The organism is Nocardia sp. X0981 (assembly GCF_977089955.1).
In genome coordinates this window covers 4,892,763-4,905,439 of record NZ_OZ372435.1, presented here as the reverse complement: position 1 = coordinate 4,905,439, position 12,677 = coordinate 4,892,763, and the positions used below count along the sequence as shown (strand labels likewise).

The window sequence follows — 12,677 nt, the reverse complement described above, 5'->3', positions numbered from 1 at the left end:
GTGCGGAGGTCAGGAGCAGACGATGCACGAGGTGTCGGGTTTTTCCGCCGACGAGGTGACAACGGGACCGTTCGCACACGGATTCGGCCGCACCGGTGACGGCAGGTCGTTCGCTTTCCGCACGGTGAAGGCGACGCTGCAGTTGGAGGTCTACCGGCCGGACCTCGATACGGAAGTGCCCGGGCCGGAGGATGTGGTGGCGGTCGCGGAGGCTTCGGTGAGCGATATCGATCTCGACGACGAGCGCAGCGTGGTGGCCCTCGTGCGGGATCTGCTACCGGCGGTGGCCACGCCGCCGGGTGGCCGTAATGTTCCGACGGTGCGGGCATTACTGGCGCGCATCGGGTCGGTGATCGAAGGTATGCAGTGAACGGTGGTATGCGGGACGTGATGCGGTACACCTCTGTTTCCCGGTCGGCGTGGGCCGGTGTCGTCGCGGTGACGGCGGTGGTTCTGGTCGCCGGCTGCGATTCCGGTGCCGATTCGGATGCGGTGGCGGCGGCGCGCTCGTCGGCCAAGGCCGCCCTGTCGTCCTCGGCGGCGGCGACCTCGCAGGAGCTGGCGACGCGCGGGTTGCCGACGGCGGCTGATCTGGACGCGCAGATCAAGCGGGCGCTGGATCCGGCGCTGCCCGATTCGGAGCGTACGGCGCTGATCGAGGACGGGGAGGCTTTCCGGGACGCGATTCCGGATATGTACAAGGCGTTGCAGGACAATCCGCGTGCGGTCTACGGGGTCACCGATCCGGTGTTCGACAATCACGACGGGACGGTGACCGCGACATTGCGGCTGGACAAGGACGGTACGGGGACCGCGGTCCGGACGACGGTGGTGCATTTCGTCTATCTGGACGGTGCGTGGAAGCTGTCGCGGACGGATCTGTGCGGGATTCTGCGGTCGGCGGATTACCGTACGGCCGCCTGCGGGTAGGTAGCGGGCTTCGTCGATGGTCACCGCGGGAACCCACCGGTGGGGTCGTTTCGTGTACCGGCATCGGGTGGCGGTGCTCGCGGTTTTCGCGTTCGTGGTCGCGATATCGGGTGTGTACGGACGGGATCTGTCGGATCGGTTGACGCAGGAGGGCTGGTTCGACGAGTCCAGCGAATCGGTGGCCGCGTCGGAACTGGCGGATGCGACGTTCGGCCGGGACACCGATAGCGATGTGATCGCCCTCTACACCGCGCCCGCCGGTACGACCGTCGACGATCCACAGGTGCGGGACGCGGTGACCGCGCAGCTGGACGGTTTGCTGCGGGAGCATCCCGACCGGGTGTTGCGTATCGATAGCTATTGGGACAGCGCGCTGTCGGGCGCGTTCGCCGATGATTCGCGGACGTACGCGTTCGCGAGTATCGGCCTGCGCGGTGAGGGCACCGCGACGGTGGAGAACTATATGGCGATCGCCGGGGAGTTGGACGCGGACGGTCCGGGGGCGGGTCCGGCGGGGACGACGGTGGAACTGGCCGGGTTGCAGCCGGTGGTCGAAGGTATCAACACCGGTATGCAGGACGATATCCGGCGGGCGGAGATGATCGCGTTACCGTTGGTGGCGATCCTGCTGTATTTCGTGTTCGGCGGGGTGGTGGCGGCGCTGCTGCCGGTGCTGGTGGGTGGGATGACCATTCTGGGCAGTCAGGGCATCATGCGGCTGCTCACCGGCCTCATCGAGGTGAACGTGTTCGCCAGCGCGGTGGTGACGCTGGTGAGTCTGGGATTGGCGATCGATTACGGCCTGTTCACGGTGACCCGGTTCCGGGAGGAGCTCGCGGCGGGCCGGACGGTGGAGGAGGCGGTGGTCGCGACCGTCGCGACGGCCGGTCGCACGGTGTTGTTCTCGGCGGCGATCATCGCGGTGAGTCTGGGGGCGCTGTTGATCTACCCGAACGGGGTGCTGCGTTCGGTGCCGTACGGGGGGATCAGTTCGGTGCTGCTGGCGGCGGTGCTGTCGGTGACCGCGTTGCCGGCGATGCTGGCGATCGCGGGTGAGCGTATCGATCTGTGGCAGTGGCGGCGTTTCGCCCGGGCCAGTACGGAGACCGAGATCGATCGCGGGATCTTCTCCCGGCTGGCGGTGTGGGCGATGGCGCGGCCGTGGGCGGTGATCGTGCCGGTGGTGCTGGGATTGCTGATGCTGATGGTGCCGTTCCGGCATATCGAGTTCGGGGGGCTCAGCGAACGGTATCTGGCGCAGGACAATCCTGCGCGGGTGGCGCAGGAGAAGTTCGACGCCCTGTTCCCGGGTTTCCGCACCGAGCCGTTGCGGTTGGTGGTCACGGGCGCGGATCCGGTGCAGTTGAGCGATATCCGGTTGCAGGCGAACGCGACGCCCGGGCTGACGGGACCGTTCGAACCGGCCGCGCCCACCCGTGACGGGATCAATGTGCTGGAGGCGGGGCTGGTGGACGAGCGGTCCGCGGATACGGCGATCGCGGTGCTGCGCAGCATCGAGGAGCCCGCGGGGGTGCGGGTCATGGTGGCGGGGGTGCCGGCACTGGAGCGCGACAGTATCCACGGGTTGCTGGCGGGGCTGCCGTTGCTGGTGTCGCTGTTGGTGGTGGCGGCGGTGGCGCTGATGTACGCGGCGTTCCGGTCGCTGATCCTGGCGGTGAAGGCGGTGGCCATGTCGGCGCTGGGGCTGGGCGCCACTCTCGGTATCTTGACCTGGATCTTCGTGGAGGGGCACGGGGCGGATCTGTTCGAGTTCACGCCGGGTCCGCTGATGTTCGCGGTGCTGGTGCTGATTGTGACGGTGGTGTTCGGGTTGTCCACCGATTACGAGGTGTTCCTGCTGTCGCGGGTGGCGGAGGCGCGGTCGGAGGGGGCCGAGGCGCCGGAGGCGATCCGGTACGGTATCGCGCACACCGGCGGTGTGATCACGTCGGCGGCGGCCATTCTGATCGTGGTGACGGGCGCGTTCGGTTTCTCGGAGCTGGTGATGATGAAGTACATCGCCTACGGGATGATCGCCGCGCTGGTGCTGGATGCGACGGTGATCCGGATGCTGCTGACTCCGGCGGTGCTCAAACTGATCTGGCGGTGAATGCTCAGCGGCGTACCTTCGGCCGGGCGGGCAGCACCAGTTGCGCCCCGGTTTCGGGGTGGTCGAGGACTTCGACGGGATACCGGTACACGCGGCTGAGCAGATCGCCGGTGAGGACGTCACGTGGAGGCCCGGCGGCTGCCAGTCGCCCGCCGTCGAGGACGGCGACCCGATCGGCGTAGGCGGCGGCGGAGGCCAGATCGTGGAGGACCACCACGACCGCGGCGCCGCGGTCGGCGCGGTCGGCGGCCAGGGTGAGTACGGCCTCCTGGTGGCCGAGGTCCAGCGCGGCGGTCGGTTCGTCCAGCAGCAGGGTGGCGGTGTCCTGGGCCAGTACCCGGGCCAGGGCGACGCGGGCGCGTTCGCCGCCGGACAGGCTCGGGAAGGCGCGGCCGGCGAGGTGGGTGCTGTCGGTGGCGGCCATGGCGGCCGCGATCACCGCGTCGTCGGCGTCGGCGCGGGTGGTGCGCTGCCAGGGCGCGCGGCCCATGGCGATCACTTCGGCGGCAGTGAACGGGAATCCGACGGTATGGGACTGGGGTAGGACCGCGCGCCGGCGGGCCATATCGAGCGGGGTCCAGTGGGTGAGAGTGCGGCCGTCGAGTTCGACGTGGCCGCGTCCGGGGGCGAGTTCACCGGCGAGGACGGCGAGCAGGGTGGATTTACCCGCACCGTTGGGGCCGACCAGCGCCACGACTTCGCCGGCGGTCACCTCGAAGTCGATATCGTCGAGCACTCGTCGTGTGCCGCCGCCACCGCCGTGCCGGTCCAGGCCGACTCCGTGGGCGCGGAGTGTAACGGTCCCGGGTTCGGGTGGGGCGGGCAGTTCGTGGGCGCGGTGCCAGAGCCGGGGCAGGCCGCCGCGCAGCGGGGTGCCGATCATGCCCAGCCTCCTGCCCGGGCGCGGGTGCGGCGCAGCAGCCAGAAGAAGAACGGTCCTCCGATCAGGGAGGTGAGCATGCCGAGCGGCAGGTCGGCGTTGTCGACCAGGGAACGGGCGGCGACGTCGGCGGCGAGCAGGACCACGGCCCCGGTGACGGCGCTGACCGGGATCAGTGCCCGGTGTCCGGGGCCGACGAGCATGCGCACCACATGCGGCACGATCAATCCGACGAACAGGATGATGCCGGTGAACGCGACTCCGGCGGTGGTGAGGACGGCGACGATCACGATCACCGTGCGCCGTAGCTGTTCCACGTCCACGCCGAGGTGGCGTGCCGCGGATTCGCCGAGGGACAGCAGGTCGAGGCGGGGTGCGACGGCCACGGCCGCGGTGATTCCGGCGGTGGTGAGGGCCGCGACCACCGCGACCGAGTCCCAGGTGGCGCCGTTGAGGCTGCCCAGTTGCCAGAACACGATCTGGTCGCGGGCGGCGGGGGAGGCGACGAACAGCAGGAACGCGATGAGGCCACCGGCGAAGGCATTGATCGCGACGCCGGTGAGTACGAGGGTGACCACTTCGGTGCGGCCGTTCGCGCGCGACAGCACATACACCAGTGCGGTGGTGAGCAGCCCGGCGGCGAAGGCGGCCGCGGCCACCGACCAGGCGGCGACGAACGCACCGCCGAACACGATGACGGCTCCGGCGCCGACCGCGGCGCCGGAGGACACCCCGATGACGCCGGGTTCGGCGAGGGGGTTGGCGAAGACACCTTGCAGCAGCGCTCCGGCGGTGGCGAGGGCGGCGCCTACCAGCACGGCCAGCAGCACCCGGGGGAACCGGACCTCCCACAGGGTTACTTCGCCGGCGGGGTGGGCCGGTAGCGGACCCCAGTCCAGGCCCATGCGGTGGGCGATACTGCCGGCGACTTCGGCGGGCCCGGTGGGAACCTGCCCGATCGCGGCGGAGGCGATCGCCAGCGCGATCAGCGCCGCGGTGGCGGCGGTGAACGCGAGGACGGCGCGGCGGTGCGGGTGGCCGAGGGCCGGTGGCGCGGGGTGTTCGTCCAGATCGGCCGTCATGCGCCGGTGGGACCGTAGACGGCCTCGGACAGGGCGGAGATGACGCGGCCGGTGTTGGGGCCGAAGGACAGCAGGACGGCATCGGACATGTCGACGATGCGCTTGTTGCGGCCCGCCGGGGTCTGCGCGATACCCGGTATCTGCACGATCCCGTCGACCCCGCCGAGTGATTTCATCCCGTCGGTCATGACCAGCAGCACATCGGGTGCCGCGGCGATCATGGCTTCACTGGTGATGGCGGTGAACGGTTCGGTGAGGTCGGCTACTGCGCCGGCGTCCTCGGCGCCGAGGGCGGCGATGAGGGCGTCGGCGCCGGAACCGGGTCCGGCGAGCATGGTGATGGCACTGGAGCGCAGGTAGAGGAACGCGATCCGCAGTCGTGGGTCCTGGGCGGGAACGGCGGCGGAGGCGGCGGTGATTTCGTCGCTGGTGCGCTGGGCGAGTTCCCGGCCGCGGTCGGGTACGCCGAGGGCGGCGGCGACGGCCTCGATCTGCGGTACCACCCCGTCCATGGTGCGTTCGGGGTCGAAGTAGACGACCGTGATCCCGGTGGCGCGTAGTTGTTCGCGTACGGCCGGGGAAGCGCTGGTGGTGTCGGTGAGGAAGACGCTGGGGCGCAGCGCCAGGATCGATTCCACGTTCAGCGCGCCGTTGCCGCCGGTGACGTTCGGCAGGCCGGCCACGGCGGGGAACGAGGCGGCGGTGCTGCGGCCGACCAGGTTCTCGCCGAGACCGAGCGCCCACACGATCTGGGCGAGGGTGCCGTACCGGTCGGCGGCGACGATACGGGAGGCGTCGGTGACGGTGACGTCGGTTCCGTCGAAGGAGCGGACGGTGGCCGGCAGTGCGGGGGTGGGTGGTGGGGTGAGCGGCACCGGGTCCAGGTTCTCCAGGACGGCGGTCGCCGGGCCTCGCTGTCCGGCGGCGCCGGCGGGTTCGGGGCTGTCGCAGGCGGCGGTGAGTACGAGCAGGCCGGTGGCCAGTACCGCCAGGAGCGCGCGTGCCCGTCCGGATCGGGCCCGGGGATACCTCATGGAGGCAAGGCTAATCCGTCCCGGCGGGCGGGGTCGCCGCCCGCCCCGGTCTAGGGGGTGGAGCTCACATCGTCGAGGGCGGCGGCGATAGCGCGCGGCAGTTCCAGGGTTTCCGCGGCCAGTATCCCGGTGAGCTGGCCCATATCGCGGGCCCCGACGAGCATGCTGGCGACCCCGGGCCGGTCGCGCACCCAGGCCAGCGCGACGGCGAGCGGGGAGGTGGCGAGCCCGTCGGCGGCGGTGACGAGCGCGTCGACGACGGCGGTGGCGCGGTCGTCGTCGAGGCGGCCGCGGATCTCGGCGGCGCCGGCTTCGTCGGCGGCGCGGGAGTCGGCGGGTACGCCGTCGCGGTATTTGCCGGTGAGGATGCCACCGGCCAGGGGGGCGGTGGCGATGAGGCCGGCGCCGTGGTGGGCGGCGGCGGGTACGGTGTCGTCCTCGGCGCCGCGGGTGAGCAGTGAGTAGGGGGCCTGGACAGCGGTGAGGGGGGTGATCGCGGCCAGGCTCGCCAGCTGCCAGGCGGTGAAACCGCGGGCGCCGGCGTAGCGGACGCGACCGGAGGTGACGGCGTGGTCGAGGGCTGCGGCGATCTCGTCGAGCGGGGTGTTCGGATCCCAGGCGGTGACCTGCCACAGGTCGAGGTGGTCGGTGCCCAGTTCGAGCAGGGTGCGGTCGAGCTGTCGCAGCAGGGTGCGGCGGGAGCAGTCGATGGTGATACGGGCCTGGTCGGGGGCCGGGGGTTCGCTGCCGGCCGGTACGGCGGGCAGATACGGCACCTGGCCCGCCCCGGCGCACAGGACGAGTTCGTCGCGGGACACCAGATCGCCGAGGAGGTCGGCGAGGATGCGCTGGGCGGCTCCGCCGCCGTAGGCGGGGGAGGTGTCGACGAGGGTGCCACCGGATTCGGCGAACGCGATCAGTTGGGCGGCGGCGGTCTCGGGGTCGGTGCGGCTACCCCAGGTGTGGGTGGCCAGCCCGATCCGGGAGACCCGCAGTCCACTGCGGCCGACGGTGCGCTGTTCCATCACCGGGTCTCCGTGTCCGGCACGGTTGCACATTTCCTCACGGCGCCCAGCCTAGAGCGTGACGGCGCGATGGCGGTTCGCGGCGAACTCCTGCGCGGCGTGTCCACCGGTGGACACGGCCGCCGCGCGCGGTCCGGGACCGGCACTGTAGGGTCGCTGCCGTCGATCGCCGGGGCCGCGCCGCGGCCGGGTTGCCGTAAGAGCGCAGGCGGAGCGGGTTTTCGGCATGGTTCAGGAGGATGTGTGGTTGGCGAGTCGATGACCTGGGTGCAGGCGTTGGTGCTCGGGTTGGTGCAGGGTCTGACGGAGTTTCTGCCGATTTCGTCGTCGGGGCATATGCGGATCGTGTCGTCGGTGTTCTTCGGTGCGGACGCGGGTGCGTCGTTCACCGCCGTCACCCAGCTCGGTACCGAAGCCGCGGTGCTGCTGTTCTTCGCCAAGGACATCTGGCGCATCGTGCGCGTGTGGTGCAGTACCGTGTTCGAGAAGCTGACCGCGCGTTCCCGGGAGACGGTGCCGCTCAGCGAACAGGTCACCACCAAACTTCCGGTTGTCACCGGCTCCGGCCCGGTCGGTTACGACCCCGATGCCGAGGCGCAGCGCGCACTCGATTACCGGATGGGCTGGTATGTGATCATCGCCACCATCCCGATCGGGGTGCTGGGGTTCGTCTTCAAGGACCAGATCCGTACGGGCGCACGCAATCTGTGGCTGGTCGCGATCATGTTGATCGTTTTCGCGCTGGTGATCGCGGCGGCCGAGCATTTCGGCCCGAAAGAGCGCCCGCTGGAGGAGATCACCACCCGCGACGGTCTGGTGATGGGTTTCGCGCAGTGCCTGGCGCTGATTCCCGGGGTGTCGCGGTCGGGTGCCACCTCCAGCGCCGGCCTGTTCTGCGGGCTGAAACGGGAGGCGGCGGTGCGGTTCTCGTTCCTGCTGGCGATTCCCGCGGTCACCGCGTCGGGTCTGTTCAGCCTTCCGGATGCTTTCGAGCCGGCCGGTGAAGGGCTGAATGCGTCGGGGGTGCAACTGCTGGTGGCGACGCTGCTGTCGTTCGTGGTGGGGTACGCGTCGGTGGCGTGGCTGCTGCGGTTCGTGGAGAAGCATTCGCTGTACTGGTTCGTCGGATATCGGATCGTGCTGGGCGCGGTGATTCTGGGTCTGCTCGCCGGTGGGGTCGTTTCGGCCACATGATCCACACGGGCCGGGCGGCCGGGGTACCGCCGCGGAGTGGGCCTCGGGGCGCGGCCGCGGCCATTAGGCTGGCAGCATGACGGTGATCCTGCTGCGACACGGTGTGTCGACGTCCAATACCGGTGGCACTCTGGCGGGCCGCAGCCCGGGCGTGGAACTCACCGATCGCGGCGGCGAGCAGGCACGCGCCGTCGCGGCGCGGCTGGCGGGTCTGCCGATCACCCGGATCGTCACCTCGCCGATGCTGCGCTGCCAGCGCACGGTTTCGCCGCTGGCCGCCGATCTGGAGCTGGAACCGGTGATCGACGAGCGGCTCGCGGAGGTCGATTACGGGGAGTGGACCGGTCGCCGGATCAAGGATCTGCTGGCCGAGCCGCTGTGGCAGGTGGTGCAGCGGCACGCCTCGGCGGCGGTGTTCCCCGGCGGGGAAGGTCTGGCGCAGGTGCAGGCGCGGGCGGTGTCGGCGATCCGGGAACACGATCGGGCCCTGGCGGAGTTACACGACGGGGACCGGTTGTGGGTGGCCTGCACGCACGGTGATGTGATCAAGGCGGTACTCGCCGACGCGCTCGGTATCCACCTGGACGGATTCCAGCGGATCATGGTCGAGCCCGCGTCCCTCAGCGTTGTCCGCTACACCCGTACCGCGCCGTTCGTCACCCGGATGAACGACACGGGCTCGGACCTCTCCGGCCTGGTGCCTCCGCAGTCGGTCGAGTCCGGCGCGGCCGGCCCGGTACCCGGTGGGGAGATCGGGGCGGGAAGGAAGGACGGATAATGGGTATGTCCGGAACCGGCGGGCATGCTACCTCTCGGCATCGGGCGGATCGACGCCCGCGTCGGGAGACGGCGCAGCGGGGTACCGCAGCCGAACAGGGTCACGTATCAGGAGGTGCATGTGTCACGAGCAATCCATGTTTTCCGCACCCCCGAACGTTTCGTCGCCGGAACCGTCGGTGAGCCGGGCGATCGCGCGTTCTACCTGCAGGCAGTGGAGGAACCCCGGGTGGTGAGCGTGCTGCTGGAGAAGCAGCAGGTCAAGGTTCTCGCCGACCGGATGGGGCTGCTGCTGGACGAGGTGGCGCGCCGATTCGGCGCCGAGGTGCCGCCGCAGGCCGAGCAGGTCAACGACAACGCACCGCTGGTGACCCCGATCGATGCCGAGTTCCGGGTCGGCACCATGGGGCTGGGCTGGGATGCCGACGCCGGTGCGGTCGTGGTGGAGTTGCTGGCGATCACCGAGACCGAGGTCGACGAATCGGTGGTGCTCGACGATACCGACGAGGGGCCGGACGCGGTGCGGGTTTTCCTCACTCCCGGGCAGGCGCGGGAATTCGCGTTGCGTTCCACGCGGGTCATCGCGGCCGGGCGGCCGCCGTGTCCGTTGTGTGGTGAGCCGTTGTCCGCGCGGGGGCATATGTGTGTGCGCACCAACGGGTACAAACGGGGCGAGCTGTTCGGCGCGGGCGACCTGGAGGAATGAGCGTGCCCGATACCGGGGACGCGTTGTCCACCGGTGAGCTGACGGTGCTGGGCCGGGTGGGAGTCGCCAGCAACGTGACCCTGGTGTGTGAGCTCGCGACCGGCGCCGAGCCGGTGCGGGTGGTGTACAAACCGGTGCGCGGGGAGCAGCCGCTGTGGGATTTTCCCGACGGTACGCTCGCCGGCCGGGAGGTGGCCTCGTATCTGATCTGCGCGGAGCTGGGCTGGGCGGTGATTCCGGAGACGGTGTTGCGGGACGGGCCGTACGGGCCGGGGATGGTGCAGCGCTGGGTCACCACCCGTGAGCCGCGGGAGCCGGGCGGTGCCCGGATGGATCTGGTGGATCTGTGCCCGCCGGAGCTGGTGCCGGACGGCTACCGGGAGATCCTGCGCGCCGAGGACGGCGCCGGCAACGAGGTATCGCTGGTTCATGCCGATGATCCGCGGTTGCAGCGGATGGCGGTGCTGGATGTGTTGCTGAACAACGCCGACCGTAAAGGTGGGCATGCCCTGGAGGCGGTGGACGGCGGGGTGTACGGCGTGGACCACGGGATCTGCCTGCATCGGGAGAACAAGTTGCGGACGGTGCTGTGGGGGTGGGCCGGGGAGGCGATACCGGCGGACCTGCTCGACGATATCGGCGCGTTCACCGAAGCCCTGCCCGGCGCGCCGGCCGACCGGCTGGCCGAGCATCTCACCGACGCCGAGATCGATGCGCTGCTGCGCCGCGCGAAGCGGTTGCTCGACGAACCGGTGATGCCGTTTCCGGCGTCGGCGCGGCCGATCCCGTGGCCGGCGTTCTGACTCGGCGCGCCGGTGTCCGGCCGGGGATCCGTTCCGCCGGAGGGTAACGGTTGCTTTTCGCCGGCAATCCGGTTCTGCGCAGGTACAGGCCACGCCGGTGGCCGTGGTGCGGGAGTGTGCGGTGGGGTGGGCGGGGACCGGCTCGTCCCGGCCTCTACTCTCGAAGGTATGCAGTCCTGGTCCGATACCCCGATCCCCGCGGTCCCCGGAACAGGGCCACCGTTGCGGTTGTACGACACGGCCGATTCTTGTATCCGCCCGCTCACCCCGGGTGCGACGGCGACCATGTACGTGTGCGGGATCACCCCCTACGACGCCACACATCTCGGTCACGCCGCCACCTATCTGACGTTCGATCTGGTGAACCGGTTGCTGCGCGATGCCGGTCACGAGGTGCACTACGTGCAGAACGTCACCGATGTCGACGATCCGCTGTTCGAGCGGGCGGCGCGGGACGGGGTGGACTGGCGGGAGCTGGGCACCGGTGAGATCGAGTTGTTCCGCGAAGATATGGCGGCGCTGCGGGTGCTGCCGCCGCGGGATTATGTGGGCGCGATCGAATCGGTGGACGAGGTCGTGGAGTTGGTGCGCAAACTACTGGCTTCAGGCGCCGCCTACATCGTCGACGACCCGGATTACCCGGATATCTATTTCCGCACCGACGCCACCGGACAGTTCGGGTACGAGTCGGGTTACGACCGGCCGACGATGGAGCGGTTGTTCGCCGAACGCGGTGGTGATCCCGAGCGGCCCGGGAAACGCGATCCGCTGGACGCGCTGTTGTGGCGTGCCGAACGGGCGGGTGAGCCGTCCTGGCCGGCGCCGTTCGGCGCGGGACGTCCCGGCTGGCATATCGAATGCGCGGCGATCGCGGTGAACCGGCTGGGGGCGGAGTTCGATGTCCAGGGCGGGGGTAGTGATCTGATCTATCCGCATCACGAGTATTCGGCGGCCCATGGGGAGGCGCTGGTGGCGGGGCGTCGTTTCGCTCGCCACTATGTGCACACCGGGATGATCGGGCTGGACGGGGAGAAGATGTCGAAGTCCCGGGGCAATCTCGTGCTGGTGTCGAAATTGCGCGCGGCGGGAGTGGATCCGGCGGCGATCCGGTTGGGGTTGTATGCCGGTCACTACCGCGCCGACCGGATGTGGACCGATAGCGTGCTCACCGATGCCGAGGCTCGGCTGCGGCGCTGGCGCGCGGCCGCCGCGGCCGCGGCCGCTCCGTCGGCGACCGAGACCGTGACCCGTTTGCGCACCCATCTCGCCGATGATCTGGACACTCCGCGGGCGCTGGCGGCTGTGGAGGCTTGGGCGCGGGACACACTCGACTACGGCGGTACGGATCCCGGTGCCGGGGACGAAATCGCCGCGGCCGTGGACGCGCTGCTGGGTGTGCCGCTGCGCTGAACCGGGCGCGGTCCGGTCGTCGGGTGGTCGGTGATCTGCCGGGCGGATTCGTGAACGTTGCCTACATGTAGGTGATTCCGGGCTCCGATGGGGTACTGTTCGATGCTCGAATCCCCTCCCGTTCACCGAAGAGATCGGCGCCGTATGTCTCGTATCGTCAGTAAGGACAACTACTTCGACACCGGCCTGGAGGTTTTGTCCGAGTTGGGTTTCCGGCATCTCAACATCGGCGTGCTGTGCCGGCGACTGGGTGTGACCAGTGGTTCGTTCTATCATCATTTCGGCAGCTGGCAGTCCTATGTCGATGCGCTGCTGGAGCATTGGGAGAACCGGCAGGTGTTGATCCTGCGCACCCTGAGATTCGATCCGTCCACTCCCGATGAGGCGATTCGCGCGCTGTCGGATCTCACGCTGGGCCTGCATCATCGGGCCGAGGCCGCGATCCGGGCGTGGGCGGCCAATGACGAATCGGTGGGTGTGGCGTTGAAGCGGGTGGACGAATCCCGGCGGCGCACCGTGCGCAAGACCATCGCGAGTGTGGTCGGGGACGAGGAGATCGCCGCGGTCGATACCGAACTCGGGATGGCGATGCTGATCGGGTATCAGCAGATGGTGGCCGCCGGCCAGCAGGTGAGCCTGGAGCAGTTGCTCGGGGAGTACGCGCGGCTGGTCTACTCGCATACGCGTCGTCCCGCTGCCTCCGCTTGAGGGCCGCGGTGCGCGGCG

Annotated in this window: 13 protein-coding genes; 9 read left to right on the top strand and 4 right to left on the bottom strand. The window is 69.7% G+C overall.

Annotated features, from left to right (window positions below):
* The first annotated feature begins 22 nt into the window (after positions 1-22).
* The 3 genes from ACYR7D_RS21465 to ACYR7D_RS21455 are packed head-to-tail and all read left to right on the top strand — an operon-like array spanning position 23 to position 3,040.
* The gene (locus ACYR7D_RS21465; RefSeq protein WP_459546326.1) at positions 23-370 is read left to right on the top strand and encodes a hypothetical protein; all 348 of its coding nucleotides are present in this window, start codon (positions 23-25) and stop codon (positions 368-370) included.
* 20 nt (positions 371-390) lie between these two features.
* Positions 391-930: a hypothetical protein gene (locus tag ACYR7D_RS21460; protein ID WP_459546325.1), complete on the top strand. Its 540-nt coding sequence runs from the start codon at positions 391-393 to the stop codon at positions 928-930.
* A gap of 16 nt (positions 931-946) precedes the next feature.
* Positions 947-3,040: an MMPL family transporter gene (locus ACYR7D_RS21455; RefSeq protein ID WP_459546324.1), complete on the top strand. Its 2,094-nt coding sequence runs from the start codon at positions 947-949 to the stop codon at positions 3,038-3,040.
* A gap of 4 nt (positions 3,041-3,044) precedes the next feature.
* Here ACYR7D_RS21455 and ACYR7D_RS21450 read toward each other — a convergent pair whose 3' ends face one another.
* The 4 genes from ACYR7D_RS21450 to ACYR7D_RS21435 are packed head-to-tail and all read right to left on the bottom strand — an operon-like array spanning position 3,045 to position 7,061.
* Positions 3,045-3,923: a heme ABC transporter ATP-binding protein gene (locus tag ACYR7D_RS21450; protein ID WP_459546323.1), complete on the bottom strand. Its 879-nt coding sequence runs from the start codon at positions 3,921-3,923 to the stop codon at positions 3,045-3,047.
* The gene (locus ACYR7D_RS21445; RefSeq protein ID WP_459546322.1) at positions 3,920-5,002 is read right to left on the bottom strand and encodes a FecCD family ABC transporter permease; all 1,083 of its coding nucleotides are present in this window, start codon (positions 5,000-5,002) and stop codon (positions 3,920-3,922) included. The genes ACYR7D_RS21450 and ACYR7D_RS21445 overlap by 4 nt, the downstream gene beginning before the upstream one ends.
* Entirely contained in the window at positions 4,999-6,036 is a 1,038-nt protein-coding gene (locus ACYR7D_RS21440) for a heme/hemin ABC transporter substrate-binding protein (RefSeq protein ID WP_459546321.1), read from the bottom strand. Before ACYR7D_RS21440 ends, ACYR7D_RS21445 begins: the two co-directional genes overlap by 4 nt.
* A 50-nt stretch (positions 6,037-6,086) precedes the next feature.
* Positions 6,087-7,061: an aldo/keto reductase gene (locus tag ACYR7D_RS21435; protein WP_459546320.1), complete on the bottom strand. Its 975-nt coding sequence runs from the start codon at positions 7,059-7,061 to the stop codon at positions 6,087-6,089.
* 258 nt (positions 7,062-7,319) lie between these two features.
* Between ACYR7D_RS21435 and ACYR7D_RS21430 the strand changes: the two genes are divergently transcribed.
* From ACYR7D_RS21430 to ACYR7D_RS21405, 6 genes are all read left to right on the top strand, one after another.
* On the top strand, positions 7,320-8,255 hold the full coding sequence (locus tag ACYR7D_RS21430; RefSeq protein WP_459550234.1) for an undecaprenyl-diphosphate phosphatase: 936 nt from the start codon (positions 7,320-7,322) through the stop codon (positions 8,253-8,255).
* A gap of 76 nt (positions 8,256-8,331) precedes the next feature.
* Complete coding sequence (locus ACYR7D_RS21425) at positions 8,332-9,033, top strand: histidine phosphatase family protein (protein WP_459546319.1); 702 nt, start codon at positions 8,332-8,334, stop codon at positions 9,031-9,033.
* 120 nt (positions 9,034-9,153) lie between these two features.
* Complete coding sequence (locus ACYR7D_RS21420) at positions 9,154-9,738, top strand: DUF3090 domain-containing protein (protein ID WP_459546318.1); 585 nt, start codon at positions 9,154-9,156, stop codon at positions 9,736-9,738.
* Positions 9,735-10,541: an SCO1664 family protein gene (locus ACYR7D_RS21415; RefSeq protein ID WP_459546317.1), complete on the top strand. Its 807-nt coding sequence runs from the start codon at positions 9,735-9,737 to the stop codon at positions 10,539-10,541. The genes ACYR7D_RS21420 and ACYR7D_RS21415 overlap by 4 nt, the downstream gene beginning before the upstream one ends.
* Positions 10,542-10,709: 168 nt before the next feature.
* Positions 10,710-11,951, top strand: coding sequence for a cysteine--1-D-myo-inosityl 2-amino-2-deoxy-alpha-D-glucopyranoside ligase (mshC, locus tag ACYR7D_RS21410; RefSeq protein WP_459546316.1), 1,242 nt, complete (start codon positions 10,710-10,712; stop codon positions 11,949-11,951).
* Positions 11,952-12,095: 144 nt separating this feature from the next.
* On the top strand, positions 12,096-12,659 hold the full coding sequence (locus ACYR7D_RS21405) for a TetR/AcrR family transcriptional regulator (RefSeq protein WP_459546315.1): 564 nt from the start codon (positions 12,096-12,098) through the stop codon (positions 12,657-12,659).
* The last annotated feature ends 18 nt before the right edge of the window (positions 12,660-12,677 follow it).